Source organism: Flavobacterium daejeonense DSM 17708, from assembly GCF_000425425.1.
Taxonomy (GTDB): domain Bacteria; phylum Bacteroidota; class Bacteroidia; order Flavobacteriales; family Flavobacteriaceae; genus Flavobacterium; species Flavobacterium daejeonense.
The window spans coordinates 52,230-70,257 of record NZ_AUDK01000003.1 but is presented as its reverse complement, the minus strand read 5'-3'; the positions used below and the strand labels follow the sequence as shown (position 1 = coordinate 70,257).

Below are 18,028 nucleotides of genomic sequence, written 5' to 3'. Positions count from 1 at the left end.
AAGAAAACATAAATTCTTTACAGGCTTGGTCTCTTTTCAAATTTGCTAAAAAATAAGCTCAGCCCCTTGTTATTTATTTGCATGTTTTTATAGGATATTATCATAAAAAATGTTGTAATTGTAAAATTTACACTAATTTAGCAAACCAAACCAAACTTATTGTTTATGAAGCCTTTATTTCACAAAGTACCTACCAGCATCCAAAGTTCGTTTGAAGTACGACACAACAGGGAACCTAATTTTGGGAAGATTTGGCATTACCATCCGGAACTGGAATTGCATTATGTTATCAAAGGCGAAGGTGTGCGCTTTATTGGCGATAACATCAGTAATTTCAGCTCAGGAGAGTTGATTTTATTAGGAGAAAATTTGCCACACACCTGGCGTTGTCACGAAGAATATTACCAAAATAATAAGGATTTAGACGTAGAAGCCATCGTGATTCAGTTTTTACCGGATTGTTTAGGAAAAGATTTCATACACTTACCCGAATCTTTCCTGATTCCGAAACTCTTTGAAAAGGCTAAAAAAGGCATGATTATCCATGGGGAAACCCGCGAAAAAGTCATGGAACAAATGTTGAAAGCCCCAAATGCCAATCATATTGACAAACTGATTATTTTATTAAATATCTTAAAACATCTATCGGAAACAGAAGAATATACCGAAATTACCGCTTCGCACGCTTTTTACCAGTCTAACGAATCCGATTCCATTCGTTTGAACAAAATATGCAGTTACACGCTTTCGAATTATAAAAAAGAAATTACTTTAACCGAAATTGCTGCCTTTAGCAATCTGAGTGTGACCTCTTTTTGTCGCTATTTTAAGCTGATGACCAAGAAAACCTATTATGATTTTTTAATCGAAATCCGTATCAGTCACGCCTGCAGATTACTGATTGAGAATAAGATTCCTACTGAAATGATTTGTTTTGAATGTGGTTTTAATAATGTTTCCAATTTTTACCGCCATTTTAAAAAAGTTGCCGGAATTACGCCTATGGAATATAAGAAAAGGTATTTATCGAATTGAGAGAAAAGTGGCAAGAAGAAAGAGGCAAGAGAAAAGAATAAAGAAAATAGATTTTATCTGCACTCAATTCACTTCAAAGATTTTTAAAAAACAATCCGCGACCCGAGCGATAGCGAACTGGCAGAGCAATTTGTGGTCAATAATTATCCGCAAAGTAAAGAAGGCTTTCGCAAAGATTTATATAGAAATCTGTTCAATCTGTGTTAATCTGTGGCTAAAAAATTTTAACCCTATAAGTTATATAAGTTTTGTTGTCTTTCTAAAGCGATAAAGAAGTTTAGATAAGTTTATTTTCATAAATGAAAATCTATTAAATCTGTGGCAAAAATTTAAACACAAAGATTTTTAAAAAACAATCCGCGACCCAAGCGATAGCGAACTGGCAGAGCAATTTGTGGTCAATAATTATCCGCAAAGTAAAGAAGGCTTTCGCAAAGATTTATATAGAAATCTGTTTAATCTGTGTTAATCTGTGGCTAAAAAATTTTTAATCCTATAAGTTATATAAGTTTTGTTGTCTTTCTAAAGCGATAAAGAAGTTCAGATAAGTTTATTTTCATAAATGAAAATCTATTAAATCTGTGGCAAAAATTTAAACACAAAGATTTTAAAAATAATTAGTGCATTCGTGGCAAAGGGGTAGAAAAAATTATCAAGCCGTCTGTTTAAAAAACTTCCATCGGAAATCGTACGGAGCACCAAAATTATGGTCAAAAAAGGCACTCTACATTTTTATACGACGACCAAAAATTGGGAGGAGGGTCATTCTATAAAAACAATCGAACAGACGACTTAATAATCACTAACACTAACCAAAAATATATAAACTAGAATGACAATTCATTCTGGAGAATATCATAATCCTGTTGCAGTTTGTCCACTGCATTTTTTACAATTGGAGTAAAATCACCTACCTCTCTACGTGTGAAATTTGAAATAGGCAAGCCTCTTTTTTGCAAAGTATATTTAGCCACAATAGGGTACACCTCGTGCATCACTCCCATATTCGACTCTAAAAATTGTTGTACCGCGGCTAATTCATCAGCTTTTGTCGGGTCATTGTAATTATCACAAATCCAAACAATCAGTTCCGGAAAGAAATTCCCCTGAATACAGGACAATCCTGCCGAACCGGCTTTCAAAGATTCGATAGCATGCACCATATAAGCATCATACAAACCAAAATCAGGGTTTTTAATCACACTCAGTTTGGCTTTAATCTGATTGATATCCAAACAGGTATCTTTGTGATAAATCACTCTTCCGGTATTGACAAAATCTTCTAACTGAGCCGCCGAAAGCACTCTTTTATAAGGTACGGGACATTCGTAAAAACCCGTTGGGATTCCTGGTGTTAAATCTAAAAACTGATGCACATTGCTTTCAAATACCGCATCCGAATCATTTTCTTTCGCTAACAATCCCGAAATTAAAATCACGGCATCAATCCCGGTTCCGTAGATTTTTTTACTAAAATCAGCCTGCTCTGCAATCGTTCCTTCAAAAGTTCCGGTGGCCACAATAGGCACCTGTCCGTCCACAATATCCACCACATGTTTCGTTAACTGAATGCGCTCGGCATCCGACAATTCGAACATTTCGCTGGACAAACAATTGGCAAATAATCCCGTAACACCCGATTTTAAATACATTTCCGTTAAAGCCGTCAATGTTTTATAATCAATACTTCCATCATTATGAAATGGTGTCAGCATCACTGGAATAAATCCCTTTTTTAACTTATTCATCGTTCTTTCTTTAATCTTTAGAGATTAATGACTAATAAAATAATTAGTCAAACTACCTCTTTATTCTTTCTTCTAACTTCTCAAATACTGCTTTCCAACTTTTTCCCTCTAATTCTAGTAATAATAACCCCTGTCAAAAAGATACTCAGTGTACCAATTACAATAATCATATTACTGTCAAACGGACTTTTTAAATGCGGATAAGTCGCGGCAATTTTATCAGAAAGTGACATCCATAAAATAATCACAATCCCGATGGTGGTAGCAATCATCGCTTCCAGATTTTTAGACTGTTTGCTCAAAATACCCAACAGGAATAAGCCCAGCATTCCTCCGGAGAAAATTCCGCTAAGTTCCCACCAAATGTCTAACACACTCTTCGTTCCTATCAGCATAATTCCCACACCCATTCCGGCAATACCAAAAATGGCAGTTGCGATATAAAGCATTTTCAAAAATTGTTTTTCTCCTAAATTTGGATTGAAATATCTTTTGTAAATATCAATGCAAAAAACCGTTGCCGTAGCGTTCATTCCCGAACTGATGGTACTCATCGCCGCCGACATGATGGCCGAAATAATCAAACCTACCAAACCGGTTGGAATTTCTTTTACCATAAACATTGGCATCACTTTATCGCCATAATCCGACGGTTTTAAATTTTGAGCCGCCAGTTTTATTTGCGCTGCGGTGCTTCTTAGCGGAAGCCCTTCGGCAGCTGCTTTCAATTTCACACCTTCAATTAACTCCGGATGCAAATGATAATAGGCAAACAAGCAGGAACCTATTACAAAAAACAGCAAGGAAATTGGCACATACATCAACACGCAAATCCATAACGACTTAGCCGCCGCCTGAGGAGTGGCTGCCGCATGGTAACGTTGTACATAATTTTGATCAATACCAAAGTTGTTCAGATTAATAAAAAATCCGTACAACAAAATCACCCAGAAAGTAGCTGATGTAAAATCTAAAGAGAAAGATCCCAAACTAAATTTGCCGTTATCCTGACCTATCTGTACAATTTCGCTCACGCCGCCCGGCACTTTACCAATAATCGTAAACAAAATAAGCAAGGCTCCAAAAGTCAGCAAAATGGCCTGAATCACCTCGGTCCAGATTACCGCTTCGATTCCGCCTAAAACCGTATAAATCACAATACAAATCCCCACTACAAGCATAATCGATTGCATATCGTAACCTGTAAGTGCTTGTAAACTCAGTGCAATTCCAAAAAATATTGAACCCATTCTGGCGAGTTGGGTTAAAATAAAACAAACCACGGCATAGGTTCTCGCCCACAATCCGAAACGTTTTTCCAAATGCGAATAAGCCGAAACTTCCTGTACACTACGGTAAAACGGAATAAACAATTTGTAAGCCACAATCGCCGCAAACGGCATCGATAAACTAAACACAAAAGAATTCCAATTGCTTCCAAAGGCTTTTCCCGGAACTCCTATAAAAGTATTACTACTTAAGAAAGTAGCGTACAACGACAAACCAATTGCCCAGCCCGGAATAGCTCCCGAAGCTTTTGTATATTGTTCTGAACTCTTGTTTTTTCTGGAGAAATAAATCCCAACACCCACCATAGCGACCAAGTAGATCACAATAATGGCAATATCTAATAAAGGTAAATTTTTCATTTATTAAAGATGGGATTTTTAACTGAATTTTCGCTCATCAAATAATCATATCGTACAACATATTGATGATTTCACAAAATTATCCGAAAACTACAACGATTTCATATAATATTTTCTCTAACTATTATAGGATATTATCACAGATGAAGTTTGCAAACCCATTTTAAGCTAACAAACTCCAAAAACCCTTAATAATTAAATAGCAATAACTTAAGATTCCAATAATAGGCATTCCTGAAATCGGGACTACTTTAGTTTTTTTGAAAAGAAAAGTAAAAAACAAAGATTTCTTTTTAAAAAAGAAGTAAAAAACGTTGATTCATGAATTCCAAAAAACGAAACAAACGCTACCAACATTTTGCAATAGCCCTGCTTTTTCTGGCTCCTCTGACACTTTTACCCAAAGGATTTATCGAAACCAGATACAATCTTTTTGAATATCCGGAACTTTTCAGCCTATTCCGATACAGCACACTTTTAGGTGACGGATGGATGTTGCTGGCAGTACTGGTATTTATTCTGGTGCGTTTGCATTTTTACACCAACCGAAAAAAACTCAAAGAACTCTATTCCTTCATTTTTGCTGCAGCGCTAATGAGTTTGACAGTCTGCCTGTTGAAAAACATTATTTTTCATAACGAACTCCGCCCGATAGCCTGTCTTTCGCTTCAAAACGCCCATTGGGACACCACACAATTTAACATTCATTTTAACCGCTTACATTCCTTTCCGTCCGGACACACCGCAACTTTTGCCTGCATCGGCTTTTTCCTGATGCGTTTTATCAAAAAAACCTTTTACCTCCGGCTGCTTTTCATCGGAATCCTGTTTGTGGGTTTTTCCCGAATGTTTCTCTTCCAGCATTTTGCCTTAGACGTTTTCATCGGTTTGTACATCGGACTCTTTTCGGTTGTTACTGCCGATAAAATCACCGCTTTAATTTTAAACAAAAGAAAAAATCCAAAAACTGTTCTGGTTCTCAACAATTCATTATGAAACTGCTTTTTTCAAAAAAACACCACAGCCTTTGGCTGACTATTTTACTTTTTATTCCGTTTATCGCTTTTTTAAATGCCTCGCCTATTTATATTTTGGACGAAGCCAAATTTACCGAAGCCTCCCGCGAAATGTTTGTTTCCAAAAACTTCTGGGTACCTTATTTCAATGGCGAATTGTTTGTCGATAAGCCGCCTTTGCAAAACTATTTCAGCATTTTAGGATTTTATTTATTTGGAGTTAACGAATTTGGCGCCCGATTCTTTTCCGGAATTTTTGGCGTACTCACAGTAATGAGCACCTACTTATTTGTAAAAGAATTTTCAGGCAGCCGCATCGCCGGAAAAACGCTGTTCATCCTGATTAGTTCGTTTTTCTTTTTACAACAATTCCAACTCGCCGTTCCTGATCCTTATCTCATCTTTTTTTGCTCGGCAGCCCTGTTTGCTTTTTACCGCTTTTATGTAAAAAGAAATCCGCGACAACTCTTATATTGCTATTTTTTACTCGGCTTAGGCGTGTTGACCAAAGGTCCGGTTGCCATTGCCCTGCCGGGATTAAGCATCGGTTTGTTTTTAATTTTCAACAAAGAACTCAAAAACGTTTTCTCTTATTATCCCCTACTCGGTTTATTAGGAATTCTGGTAGTTGCCGGGCCTTGGTATTGGTGCGTTCACGAACTCACCAATGGTGCCTGGACCGAAGGTTTTTTTGTAGTCAACAATCTGGAGCGCTTTTCCGGAGCCATGCAGGGACACGGCGGGCCTTTTATTATCACCTGGGGCTATGTGCTTTTGGGACTTTTTCCGTTTTCCTTTTTTCTGCCTCAGGCGCTAAAAAACGCTTTTAAGCAAAAAGAAAATCCGTTATTGCTGTTTTCGCTGATAATTGGAGCGGTTTTCATTTTGTTTTTCAGTCTTTCGGCAACCAAATTGCCCAATTACACCATGCCCTGCTATCCGTTTTTGGCTATTTTGCTGGCACATTATCTCGAAAACAATTGGTTTACATTGACCAAAGGTGCCAACAAAATCAGTGTTTTTGGCATCGTAATTCTGGCTGTTTTGCTTCCTTTTGGTGCTTATTTCGGATTGCCCTTAGACCCGAATCTGGCATCTCAAAACAAGCTGGGACTCTGGTTGATTCCTAGCACCATCGGCAGCCTGATTGGCGGAATTTTATTGTTCAAAGGAAAATTTGTCTATTGGTTTCGCTTCACCGGAGCGAGTTTTCTATTGCTGGCTTTGGTTTTGTTTGGCAAAATTTATCCTTCCTTAAACGAAATTAATCCGGTAAATACGGTAAGTAAGCAGATTGGAAAAGAGGCCGAAATCGTGGTTTACAAACGCATGGATTCGGCTTTTCCTTTCAATTTTCAACGCATTTTCCCGGTGGTACAAAACCTTGCCGAACTCAACGCCTACCTCAAAAAACACCCCGATTCTTATGTGCTGTCTAACATCCGAAATCCCAAAGAACTCGACAGCGTAACAACACTCCAATTGGTTTTACAGAAAAAATCGCCTTTTGAGTATCATGTTACGAAGGTGTATAAAAGAAAATAAAACTGCAATCCATTTGCTGTAATTTTTAAAAACGTCAGTTCGAGTGAATTTTTAGAAAATGCAAATAGCTTTTTCTGATCCCGAAGCTTCGGGAGTATCGAGAACTATTTCTATAAGAAGCTCTTCCCATCCTTCGCTACACTCTGATTTGTAGTCTTGTTTTTTTCCAATGCGCCAAAAAGGAGCTTATTGCAGTCGCTCTTTTGGCACAGGAAAAAATGACAAGCCTGCCGCATCAGGAGTTCCACTGCGGTCAGGGCTATAACTAAAAAATGAAATTTTATTTTCTTTAATCTATTGACATTTTTGCAGATTCTTTCCAAAGATAATTTGGCAGTGGCTCATTTAGTTCCCATTTAATGTTCATTGGTTTTTCACCTTCATTTTCTTTAAAATTTCCTTCTCCAATAAAAACATAACCCATTGTATTTCCATTTTCATCTTTTGCTTTTTCTCTGATAAAAAGCAAAATCTTCTTGTTATTTTCTTGATGTTTAACATAAGATAATCCTTTGCCAATATTTGGTCTTGATGAATTTTGACTTTGCCAATGGAATAAAGTTTCGCTAATTGCATAATCATCATACATTGTAGTTGGAGAAAAATTTTCTTCTGATTTAATCAAATTGATAAAAAGCAATTCTGTATTTAAATCTATATTCTCTGCAACACCTTCTCTACTTGGTGACTTTCTATCAAATGTACTTAATCTAAAAGCTGATAAGATTTGGTCTCTTGTATATCTAGCATGCAACTTTAAAGGCTGATTATATGGCAATTCTATTTCTATTTCTTTGAAGTCAATTTTATCAATTAATATTTCCAAAACCTCAATAATCTCATTAACAAGAACTTTGTTTTTACCTAATTGTCTAATACTTTCTTCTAAATTTTCAAATCCACCTGCGTTTTGCCATACATCATAATGCAACATCAGCAACATAGTTTTTTGATTTTCGTTAAAATCATTAATGCTTATATTGAAACCTTGTTTTGCAATCTTTAAAATGAATTGAAAATAACTGGTAGAATTGGTAGATAACCATTTATTACTTATTGCAGAGTAAATTTGTTTTTCGTTAGTATTATCAAAATCTCCTATCACTCCTGCTTTTTGACACAATCTTGACCAAGTTTCTTTTTTTGAATAAATCATTTCAATTGAAATATGATTTAGCGCCATAAAATTTTCTAAGCTTAATGATAATGTAGTTTGATGTTGAAAATTTCTAATCTTGTTAATTAACTGATTCACATTTAACGATGTAGCTTTTTTGATGTTTTCAAGTATGGTTTCTTTTGCTTTTTTCTCTAAAACAATAGAACAGCCTAATGGTAAATGAGGAAAATCATCTTCGATTTCTTTTCGAACTGAAGTAGTTGTTTTTCCAATTAAAGCTCTAAACTTATTTTCAAAATCATATTCAGGCCTTGCATTTGCAACAAAATCCAAAACTGTTAAGCAATCTTTTCCTTCAGCCAAACGCAGGCCGCGCCCTAATTGTTGAAGAAAAACTGTTAAACTTTCTGTTGGTCTCAAAAACAAAACTGTATCAATTTCTGGAATATCTACTCCTTCATTAAAAATATCAACTACAAATAAATAATTGAATGATTTTTTCTTGAATTGCTCTCTAATTCTATTTCGTTCACTAGAATTTTTTGCAGTTAAATATTCTGCTTTTAAACCAGCTAAATTGAATTTTTCAGTCATAAAAACAGCATGTTCAACAGTCACACAAAAACCAATAGCTTGAACATCGTTTATATCATTTGTGTACTTTTTAAGATTGTCGATTATTTGTCCTACACGAATATTATTTTTGGTATACAAACTTGTCAATTCACTTGCCACATATTTACCTTTCTCCCATTTTACATTGGTTAAATCAATGCTATCTGTTATTCCAAAATACTGAAAAGGACTTAATAATTTCTTGTTTAATGCCTCTGGGAGCCTAATTTCAGCAGCAATACGATTACAAAAATCTTTTAATATATCAGCACCGTCCATTCTTTCTGGCGTGGCAGTTAATCCTAATAATATTTTAGGATTGAAATAATCTATGATTGGTCTATAAGTTTTAGCTTCAATATGATGCACTTCATCAATAATAATAAAGTCATAATATTCAGAAGAAAGTTTAATTCCTTTAAGTCTATTATTTAAAGTTTGAACCGAAGCAAAAACATATTCATTAGAATTTGGTTCAATACCATCAACCCATAAATCCCCAAAGTTATTATCTTTTAAAATACCTCGAAAAGTTGCTCTTGCTTGTTCTAAAATTTCTTTTCTATGAGATACAAAAAGCAACTTAGAAGATGGATTATTGTTCTTAAAGTTTTTATAATCAAATGCTGAAATAACTGTTTTTCCTGTTCCTGTAGCGGCAACTAAAAGGTTTTTAAATCTATCGTGAACTGATCTTTCAACTTCTAATTTTTCAAGTATTTCACTTTGATAATGAAAAGGTTTTATATCAAAATAAGATGTTATAAAAATATATTCTTTTGAAAATTTTCCTTGTTTAAGGGCATCTACCAATTTAACAGAATGAATATTTCTATCATATAATTCAAACTCTGGATTTTGCCAATACGATTCAAATGTTTTCTTGAATTTATCAATAATATGTCCAACTTCTTTAGTTGTTATTTTTAAATTCCACTCTAATCCATCTGTTAATGCTGAACGAGAAAAATTAGAAGAGCCAATATAACCTGTATGAAAACCAGTATTTCTTTGAAATAAATAAGCTTTTGCATGCAATCTTTCATTACCAGTATTATACGAAACTTTTACTTCGGTGTTTTTTAAAGAAGCTAAAAACTCAACTGCTTTTGAATCTGTTGCACCAATATATGTAGTCGTAATTACTCTTAATTTCCCTCCTCTTTCTGTGAATTCTCTCAATTCGCGTTCAAGAATTCTAATTCCTTTCCATTTTATGAAAGAAACCAATAAATCAATTTTATCTGATGACAATATTTCTTTTCGTAATTCACTTTCTAAAGTTGTACCTGAGTTTCCACCTGTAAAAAGTTCACTATGAATTAATCTTGTATAAGGCGTAATCTCTTTTAAGTGTAAATCTAAATCGTTAAAATGTGAGTCAATTTTTGTAAAAACAGCTTTTAAGATTCTCCCTTCTGAATCAATTAAATCATCTTCAAAATCTTCATTATTCAGTTCATCTTTTAAAAATTGAATAATTTTATTTGAAACTTTTATTTGATTATCTATAAGATCAATTTCTTTTCCTTTTGGCAAATTCTCTAAAGCATATTTAATTACTTTACCAATATGCTGAGACAATAATTGAGATGCTTCCGCTTTATCAATTGTAGTTTTCTTAATTTGAAATGTATCCTTATCAAGTTCATTTATTTTATAATTGATTAGCTTAGTTACTAATTCTTCATACAGTCCTTGATTCATAATTCAAGTTTTAAAAATTCTTCAACAATTGGTAAATCAGCCTCTGCCCAATCTAAATTCAATAATTCCGATTTATCTAATAACTTAAAATCTTTGTGTTCTGATAAAACTATGTCTCCTGAAATATAATTTGCTAAAAAGGGAATTAAATTTATTTTTAAAGTTCCATAGTCATAAATACTATTTGAAAGTCTTTTAAAAACATCAATTTCAATATTTATTTCTTCTTTTATTTCTCTTTTAATACATTTTATTTCATTTTCATTTCCCTCAACTTTTCCTCCTGGAAATTCCCATTTTAAAGGCAATTTCATATCTTCACTTCTTTGAGTTACTAGGATTTTTTCTTCTATAAAAATTATAGCACAAGTAACATTAATCATAAATTCATTTTTTCTATAAACTTAAAATTTAATTTTAAAATAAACGATTACTTGTTAAAAATAAATTTTAAGCTTTTTTAATTTTCGTCATAAAAAGGCTTCATAATCTTAACGACACACTTCTCAAACTTTTTCCCTACCTTTAAAAAAGTTTAATTATTTGATTATGAAAAGCTATTTGTTATTCTTATTCTCTTTAATTATCCTGAGTTGTCAGGCGCAATTGAAACCTAATGATGCGATTCCACTTCAGGAGGATGCCAAAAACTATACTTTAGAAACCGTTGTCGATGGGATTAACAATCCCTGGGGTATGACTTTTTTAACCGATGGTTCGATGCTGGTTACAGAGAAATCAGGGATTTTATATCATGTTAGCAATGGTGTAAAAACCGAAGTGCAAAATGTTCCGGCAGTTTATACCCGTGGTCAGGCTGGTTTGATGGATATTCAACTGCATCCGGATTATGCTAAAAACGGCTGGATTTATATTTCCTATGCTTCACTGGAAGGCGAAGGAGAAGCCGGCGGTGCCAACACCGAAATTATAAGAGCCAAACTGGAAAAGGAAAGCTTAACGCACATTGAAAAGATTTACAAAGCGACACCTAACTCGAAAAGATCCATCCATTTTGGTTCCCGAATTACTTTTGACAAGGAGGGCTATTTATTTTTCTCTATTGGCAGTCGCGGTTTTGAAGATGAAAATCCGCAGGATCTTAGTCGTGACGGAGGTAAGATTTACCGCCTGAATGATGACGGAACGGTGCCAAAAGACAATCCGTTTGTGGGTCAGGCTAATGCCAAAGAAGCGGTATACAGCTACGGACACCGCAATCCGCAGGGACTGATTAAAAACCCATTTACAGGAGCTATTTGGGAACACGAACACGGGCCTCAGGGTGGTGACGAAATTAACATTATTAAAAAAGGCGCTAATTACGGCTGGCCCATCATCACTTACGGCATCAATTATGACAACAGTATCATTACCAATGAAACGCAGCGTCCGGGCATGGAACAACCGGTTTATTACTGGGCGCCTTCTATTGCTCCCAGCGGAATGGCTTTTGTAAGCAGTGACAAATATCCGGATTGGAAAGGCGATTTATTGGTAGGTTCACTCAAATTTCAGTATTTAGAATTGGTAAAACTGGACGGAAATAAAGTCACTGAAAGACAAAAATTAGCCTCCGGAATGGGGCGTTTGCGCAATGTGGTTCAGGGGCCTGATGGCTATATTTACATTGGTGTGGAAGGCAAAGGAATTTTAAAAATTATACCCAACTAAATTACCGTAGCTTAGCGTTTACCAGCTATTTAAAAAATAACCGCAGATTCGCAGATTAGTATAAAAAATCTGTGACTCGAGCGTAAGCGAACAGGCATAGCAATCTGCGGTAAAAAAAGAAAACAGCGCTTCAATAAATTAAACCTAATCAAATTAAAATGCTATTTACTAAAATAAATATTGGTCTAAGCCTAATCCTTTTGAGTAGTTACTACTTTTCAAACTCAACAACTATCACTTCAAATACAAAAACAAATTACATTGCTATAACCGAACCGCAACAGCCAACGCCTTTACAAAAAAGCATCGCCAACGGAAAAGAACTGTATACCGAATTGTGCATTCAATGCCACATGGCCAACGGAAAAGGAAACGGAACGACTTTTCCGCCTTTGGACGGTTCCGACTGGCTGAAAAAGAAAAGAACCGAGAGTATTCATGCGGTTAAATACGGACAGAAAGGAGAAATTGTGGTTAATGGAAAAAAATTCAACAACATGATGCCTTCACCGGGTTTAAGCAATGAAGAAATTGCCGATGTAATGAATTACGTAATGAATTCCTGGAGTAATAAAACTAAAAAAATGGTTACGGCTAAGGAAGTAGCTGCTATCAAACCTTAACGTATAAATTATAAAAAACATTCTTTTTTAAACCATTAAGAAATTAAGATTCATTAAGTGTTGCGCTTAAATCCCTTAATGGTTTATTCTTTTGAATCAGCATCCAAATAGTTACATTAAAAAGTTATTCCTGAAATAACAAGGCTTTTAATTGAGCATCTTTGCTGTACACATCATCGTAAAAATGAAGCACGCCATAATCATCTACCCAGGCTGTAAAATAACCCATGTGGATTGGGATTTCGTTGGCTAAGGGATAATATATTTCGGTATCACCCTGCATGGCTTCATCCACACAGGCAGCCGGCCAGTCGGGATTGTCTTTCAGGATTAGATGCGCTAATTCCCGTGATTTCTCTAAATTGATACATCCGTGGCTGTACGCCCGATATTCCAAGCCAAACAATACTTTGGAAGGCGTATCGTGCAAATAAATATCTTCCGGATTTGGGAAAACAAATTTCACTAAACCCATCGCGTTTTTAGGGCCGGGTTTTTGACGGATATTGCCGTTATTCCATTCCATTTCATGCGCTTCGAGATAATTTTTATCCTTCTTCATAGCCGCCATAATTTCATTTTCGATAATACTTTCAGGCACATACCAATACGGACTAAACACGATGGCATTGACACAACGACTGAAAATAACCGTTTGCATCAAATCCTGTCCCACGACCACTTTAGACCTTAAAATTTCCTGAGCATTTTTAATATAATACAATTCAAAAGCAGGAATATTTACCATCAGATATTCACGGCTATTGGTCAATTCCGGATCAACCCATCGACAGCGTTCCATGTTCAACGCTATTTTTTGAATATAATCCTGAATAGGTAAATTCATTTGTTTAATTTGCTGAGGAGTTATAAAATAATTAGGATAATAACCCATTCGTTTTTTATAACGCAAAACCGCATTCATTAAACCGTGGTCATATAGTTCACTTTTAGAATCTTCTTTCAAATCGCCTAAAATATACAGCCGATGCCGGATTTGGCTTATCGTTTTGCAACTGTCGTAGGGTTTGTAATTTTGTATCGTCGAATCGTATTCAATCGTATTCCACTCTCCGTTTTTTTCTATTTCACGGTATTTTTTTAAGGCCGAACGCAATTTGTAATATTGGGCAAATTGATATTTTTCGGCATAATCCAACAACTTGGGATTCTTCAATAACGCATCCAGAAATTCATTATAATTCAGTTCTTTTCCCTGTAAAAACCATCCCATTTTTTGCAACTGAATCCTATCAAAATCATCAAAGACATTTTGTACATAATACACATGCAAAACAGAAAGCATGATTTCAGTTTCATTATAAGAAAGCAAAGGCAAAGTGGAATTTGAATCAAAAATTCTATCAATAATATCCTGATAATCGAAACAGTCTACGACAGCTTCTTCGGCTAACAAATTGGTTTTGGCATACAATTGCAAAGCAAGTGGCACCAACTGGCAATCAGCAGCAAACCAAATAGAATGGAATTGTCTGTTTTCATACAAAGTTGTCACCTTCGACTGATAAGGCTGTAAATTGACATACTTTTTAAAAAAACCTTTTAGAAGTTGTTTATTGATAACAACTGTCGAATTAGACTCTTGCTGTTTTTGGGGAGATGAAGCAACACTAACAGCAATATTATTACTAGTCTTTTTCAGATTAACAGAAAAAGATTGGAATGAAAAACCAGTTAAAAGAATTATAATGAACAAAGTAATTTTCCTCATAGTTTCATCCTTTTACATAAAGATAAAACAATTATTTTTGAAAAAAATCAACTAGTTAACACATTTCGTTTTAAAAACTCTAAAAATAAAGTCTTTTAAAGAAAAAACTTAACGTATTTTTTGTTTCATAAAATTAATCCGGGTTATTAAAATATTATTTTTTTCTCCCACAGCATACGAATTAAATGAAGAAGTCGTTACTTAAAAACTTACATTTGTCCTAAATACTAACACTTTCTTTTTTATGAAAAAATATACTCCGGCTATTCTGATTTTCCCTTGCCTGTTTTTCCTTTTTACCAATTGCAATCAAAAAAAATCCAATACGAAAGAAGACATTGTTCAGGACAGTATTATTGTAAAAAAAGACAGTGTTAAGAAAGAAACAGTTTTAAGTCTTGATACGATAGATTACAATAAACGAATGCAGGCCTTGGCTAACAAAGACACCACCGGAAGATGGCCGGTAAAAGCTCCTTATCCATTACCGGGAGCATTGTTGCCTTACAACCGAATCATTGCTTATTACGGCAATTTATATTCGAAACGAATGGGCGTTTTAGGCGAATATCCAAAAGATGAAATGATTGAAAAATTACAAGCCGAAGTAGCCCGATGGAAAGCCGCCGATTCTACCGTAAATACGATTCCTGCTTTTCACTACATCGCGGTTTCGGCTCAGGGAGCTCCGGGTGCTGCCAATCGTTACAATATGCGCATGCCGTTCAAACAAATTGACACGCTTTTGAATTGGGCAAAACCAATTAATGCGCTGGTATTTTTAGACGTTCAGATAGGACACAGCACGGTTAAAGAAGAAGTAAGCCAACTGACAGATTATCTGGCTTTGCCGAATGTGCATTTAGGGATTGACCCTGAATTTTCGATGAAAACGGGTCATACTCCGGGTAAAAAAATCGGCACCATGTCAGCCGATGATATCAATGATGCGATTGCTATTTTGGCAAAAATTGTTCGCGAAAAGAAACTGGCCCCAAAAGTTTTAGTCGTACACCGCTTTACACAAGGAATGGTTACTAATTACAAAGCCATTAAAACTGTTCCGGAAGTCCAAATTGTGATGGACATGGACGGTTTTGGCAGTCAGGTTTTAAAACGTTCTACTTATTTAAGATACATTTACAGAGAGCCGGTTCAGTTTACCGGATTTAAATTGTTTTACAAAAACGACAACTGGAACGACTGGAAAATATACACTCCGGAACAATTATTACAGTTTTCACCAAAACCAATTTACATTCAATACCAATAATTTACAGTTAATTTCAAATGAAAACACAGGGATTCATCGGAGCTATGGCTTTATTTCTAATGCTTGGCTGCCAACAAAAGAAAACAACTCCTGATAGTATGAAAACAGCAATTCCGGAAGAGGAAAAGGTTACTGTTGCTATTTTGAAAGAACCCCAAAAAGAAATTACAAATGATGCGGCTGCTATTTTAGCCCGTAAAGAAGTGCCCATTTTGTGCTATCATAACATCAAAGATTTTTCGGCTTCTGCCGGCGAAATGACCAAAACCTATACCGTAAAACCGGCCGCTTTTGCCCAGCAGATGAAAGCCTTATTCGATGCGGGTTACCACAGTATTTTACCGGATCAATTATATGATTATCTGCTGCACAACAAACCTTTACCGGACAAACCGGTGATGATTACTTTTGACGATACCCGTGGCGAACAATACAGCATTGGCGCAGCCGAAATGAAAAAATACAACTTCAAAGGCGTTTTCTTTGTGATGACGGTTTCTATCAACCGCCCGAATTATTTAAGCGCTGCTGAGATTAAAAAACTATCCGATTCCGGAAATGCGATTGCCGCTCACACCTGGGATCATCATATGGTTACCAAATATTCGGGTGAAGACTGGAACACCCAATTAGTAAAACCAAAAGCCAAACTCGAAAAAATCATCGGAAAACCAATCACTAATTTTGCCTATCCTTTTGGCTTATGGAATAAAAATGCTATTCCTGAAATCAAAAAAAGCGGGTATAACATGGCTTTTATCCTTTCAACCAAAAGAGATTCGATTGATCCGTTATATACCGTAAGACGGATGATTGTTTCCGGTAACTGGACGACGGAACGCATGATGCAATCCATCGAAGGGACTTTTAAAAATCAAAAATAAACTGTTTCGGATTTTGAAGAAAATAACGAAATAGAATTACAAAAAAAACTTCCGCATAAAAAAAAGCGAATCAGAAAATCCGATTCGCTTTTTGTTTTTATTTCATTTCACCTTAGTTGGCTAACCAGCCCTGTGGGTTCATATAAGTTGTATTTTGCAGAATTAAAAACTTAATCACTGTTTTACCTGTATCCCCATTCGTTCTAATACGACCTAAATTTTGTTTAATACTTACTTTATCTCCTTTACTCACCGAAACCGAACTCAGGTTTTGATAAATACTAAAATAATCCCCGTGCTGAATCATAACGGCTTTATTTACCGGAGATAAAACCATTACACTAGCTACTTCTCCGCCAAAAACTGCTCTGGCACCAGCACCTTCAGTTGTCGTGATTTCCACTCCACTATTATGAACTACCAGGGTATTGTAAATCGGATGTGGCTGATCGCCGTAACCTAAGGAAACAAATCCTCTTTCTACCGGCCAGGGCAATTTTCCTCTGTTAGCTCTAAAATTATCAGCTATTAATTTATCTTCCGGAGTCAATTCAATTCTGGAAGAAGAAACCGAAGCTTTAGGAATGTTTACTTTGGCACTCTCTTTAGAAGATTTGTCTCCCGAAGCGGCAGCAGCTCTGGCACGTTCTAAGGCAGCTTTTCTGTTAGCTTCTGCAATTGCTTCACGAATCAAACGATTAATTTGCGCATCGATGGTTTTAGATTCCCTTTGTTTTTTTCGAATTTCAGAAACAATCCGGTTTTTATCTTTTTTAATAGAATTCACCAATTTCTCCTGCTCCTGTTTTTCTTTTAAAAGCGATTGTCTTTCCTTTTCGTTTTCGGCAATTAATTTTTGTTTGGCTATCTTTTGAAGATTTAATTTCTCATTATATGAAACCAACTCCTTCGATTTGGCATTGATTTCCTCTCCCTGCGATTTCCTGAAACTGGTATATTGTTTTAAATATTGCACGCGTTTGTAAGCCTGCAAAAAATTCTCCGAAGAAAGAATAAACATCGCCCGGCTTTGCTCGGAACGGCTTTTGTATGAATTGACAATTTTCTTAGCGTAATCTTCTTTTAACACCTTCAATTCTCTGTTCAGCTTATTAATTTTAAGCTGATTGCGATACATATCATCGGCTAAAAGTCGTTTTTGTTTTTCGGTAGTATTAATCAAATTTTCTTTAAGCTTGATTTTGTTTTTTTGAATCAAAAAAACATTCATAGCCGATTTTTCCTTTGACTTGACACTTCTCAGCATCTTTTCATTGTCTCTGATCTCTCGTTGAATCTGAGCTTTGCGTTGTTCTAATTTTTCTTGTTGCGATTGACTCCACATCACTGAAGTCAGACATACAAATAACAGGCTAAGAAAATATTTTGGCATCTTAAAAAATATAT

The 18,028-nt window shown here is 35.3% G+C and carries 13 protein-coding genes; 7 read left to right on the top strand and 6 right to left on the bottom strand.

Going from position 1 to position 18,028, the window contains the following annotated elements; genetic code table 11:
* Window positions 1–165 precede the first annotated feature (165 nt).
* Complete coding sequence (locus H599_RS0103680) at window positions 166–1,035, top strand: AraC family transcriptional regulator (protein WP_026712887.1); 870 nt, start codon at window positions 166–168, stop codon at window positions 1,033–1,035.
* Between the two features lie 827 nt (window positions 1,036–1,862).
* Here the strand turns inward: H599_RS0103680 and H599_RS0103675 are convergent.
* A complete protein-coding gene (locus H599_RS0103675; protein ID WP_026712886.1) occupies window positions 1,863–2,783 on the bottom strand; it encodes a dihydrodipicolinate synthase family protein in 921 nt (306 codons plus the stop codon).
* A gap of 80 nt (window positions 2,784–2,863) precedes the next feature.
* Window positions 2,864–4,432: a sodium:solute symporter gene (locus H599_RS0103670; protein ID WP_026712885.1), complete on the bottom strand. Its 1,569-nt coding sequence runs from the start codon at window positions 4,430–4,432 to the stop codon at window positions 2,864–2,866.
* 321 nt (window positions 4,433–4,753) lie between these two features.
* Here H599_RS0103670 and H599_RS0103665 point away from each other — a divergent pair, with 321 nt between their 5' ends.
* Together H599_RS0103665 and H599_RS20235 are read left to right on the top strand one after the other, a co-directional pair.
* Window positions 4,754–5,428 carry a phosphatase PAP2 family protein gene (locus H599_RS0103665; protein WP_026712884.1) on the top strand — a complete coding sequence of 225 codons (675 nt, stop codon included), beginning with the start codon at window positions 4,754–4,756 and terminating at the stop codon, window positions 5,426–5,428.
* Window positions 5,425–6,993, top strand: a complete 1,569-nt coding sequence (locus H599_RS20235) for an ArnT family glycosyltransferase (protein WP_026712883.1) — start codon at window positions 5,425–5,427, stop codon at window positions 6,991–6,993. The genes H599_RS0103665 and H599_RS20235 overlap by 4 nt, the downstream gene beginning before the upstream one ends.
* 289 nt (window positions 6,994–7,282) lie before the next feature.
* On the opposite strand, the gene H599_RS0103655 is transcribed toward H599_RS20235, so the two are convergent.
* Together H599_RS0103655 and H599_RS0103650 are read right to left on the bottom strand one after the other, a co-directional pair.
* Complete coding sequence (locus H599_RS0103655) at window positions 7,283–10,435, bottom strand: DEAD/DEAH box helicase (protein WP_026712882.1); 3,153 nt, start codon at window positions 10,433–10,435, stop codon at window positions 7,283–7,285.
* Complete coding sequence (locus H599_RS0103650) at window positions 10,432–10,818, bottom strand: (deoxy)nucleoside triphosphate pyrophosphohydrolase (protein WP_026712881.1); 387 nt, start codon at window positions 10,816–10,818, stop codon at window positions 10,432–10,434. The genes H599_RS0103655 and H599_RS0103650 overlap by 4 nt, the downstream gene beginning before the upstream one ends.
* A 166-nt stretch (window positions 10,819–10,984) precedes the next feature.
* On the opposite strand from H599_RS0103650, the gene H599_RS0103645 reads away from it, so the two are divergent.
* Both H599_RS0103645 and H599_RS0103640 read left to right on the top strand, forming a co-directional pair.
* Window positions 10,985–12,109 carry a PQQ-dependent sugar dehydrogenase gene (locus H599_RS0103645; RefSeq protein WP_026712880.1) on the top strand — a complete coding sequence of 375 codons (1,125 nt, stop codon included), beginning with the start codon at window positions 10,985–10,987 and terminating at the stop codon, window positions 12,107–12,109.
* A gap of 200 nt (window positions 12,110–12,309) precedes the next feature.
* On the top strand, window positions 12,310–12,732 hold the full coding sequence (locus tag H599_RS0103640; protein WP_245600481.1) for a c-type cytochrome: 423 nt from the start codon (window positions 12,310–12,312) through the stop codon (window positions 12,730–12,732).
* 124 nt (window positions 12,733–12,856) lie between these two features.
* On the opposite strand, the gene H599_RS0103635 is transcribed toward H599_RS0103640, so the two are convergent.
* On the bottom strand, window positions 12,857–14,464 hold the full coding sequence (locus H599_RS0103635; RefSeq protein ID WP_026712878.1) for a L,D-transpeptidase family protein: 1,608 nt from the start codon (window positions 14,462–14,464) through the stop codon (window positions 12,857–12,859).
* Between the two features lie 244 nt (window positions 14,465–14,708).
* On the opposite strand from H599_RS0103635, the gene H599_RS0103630 reads away from it, so the two are divergent.
* Window positions 14,709–15,737: a hypothetical protein gene (locus tag H599_RS0103630; protein ID WP_026712877.1), complete on the top strand. Its 1,029-nt coding sequence runs from the start codon at window positions 14,709–14,711 to the stop codon at window positions 15,735–15,737.
* A 17-nt stretch (window positions 15,738–15,754) separates the two neighbouring features.
* A complete protein-coding gene (locus H599_RS0103625) occupies window positions 15,755–16,621 on the top strand; it encodes a polysaccharide deacetylase family protein (RefSeq protein ID WP_051590630.1) in 867 nt (288 codons plus the stop codon).
* A 112-nt stretch (window positions 16,622–16,733) separates the two neighbouring features.
* Here the strand turns inward: H599_RS0103625 and H599_RS0103620 are convergent, their stop codons facing one another.
* Complete coding sequence (locus H599_RS0103620) at window positions 16,734–18,014, bottom strand: murein hydrolase activator EnvC family protein (protein ID WP_026712875.1); 1,281 nt, start codon at window positions 18,012–18,014, stop codon at window positions 16,734–16,736.
* Window positions 18,015–18,028 lie beyond the last annotated feature (14 nt).

Bases quoted from the DNA above. Each gene is read 5' to 3' on its own strand.
- H599_RS0103625 (WP_051590630.1), top strand. From the start codon at position 15,755: ATGAAAACACAGGGATTCATCGGAGCTATGGCTTTATTTCTAATGCTT.
- H599_RS0103635 (WP_026712878.1), bottom strand. From the start codon at position 14,464: ATGAGGAAAATTACTTTGTTCATTATAATTCTTTTAACTGGTTTTTCA.
- H599_RS0103675 (WP_026712886.1), bottom strand. From the start codon at position 2,783: ATGAATAAGTTAAAAAAGGGATTTATTCCAGTGATGCTGACACCATTT.
- H599_RS0103645 (WP_026712880.1), top strand. From the start codon at position 10,985: ATGAAAAGCTATTTGTTATTCTTATTCTCTTTAATTATCCTGAGTTGT.
- H599_RS20235 (WP_026712883.1), top strand. From the start codon at position 5,425: ATGAAACTGCTTTTTTCAAAAAAACACCACAGCCTTTGGCTGACTATT.
- H599_RS0103680 (WP_026712887.1), top strand. From the start codon at position 166: ATGAAGCCTTTATTTCACAAAGTACCTACCAGCATCCAAAGTTCGTTT.
- H599_RS0103670 (WP_026712885.1), bottom strand. From the start codon at position 4,432: ATGAAAAATTTACCTTTATTAGATATTGCCATTATTGTGATCTACTTG.
- H599_RS0103655 (WP_026712882.1), bottom strand. From the start codon at position 10,435: ATGAATCAAGGACTGTATGAAGAATTAGTAACTAAGCTAATCAATTAT.
- H599_RS0103620 (WP_026712875.1), bottom strand. From the start codon at position 18,014: ATGCCAAAATATTTTCTTAGCCTGTTATTTGTATGTCTGACTTCAGTG.
- H599_RS0103665 (WP_026712884.1), top strand. From the start codon at position 4,754: ATGAATTCCAAAAAACGAAACAAACGCTACCAACATTTTGCAATAGCC.
- H599_RS0103630 (WP_026712877.1), top strand. From the start codon at position 14,709: ATGAAAAAATATACTCCGGCTATTCTGATTTTCCCTTGCCTGTTTTTC.
- H599_RS0103650 (WP_026712881.1), bottom strand. From the start codon at position 10,818: ATGATTAATGTTACTTGTGCTATAATTTTTATAGAAGAAAAAATCCTA.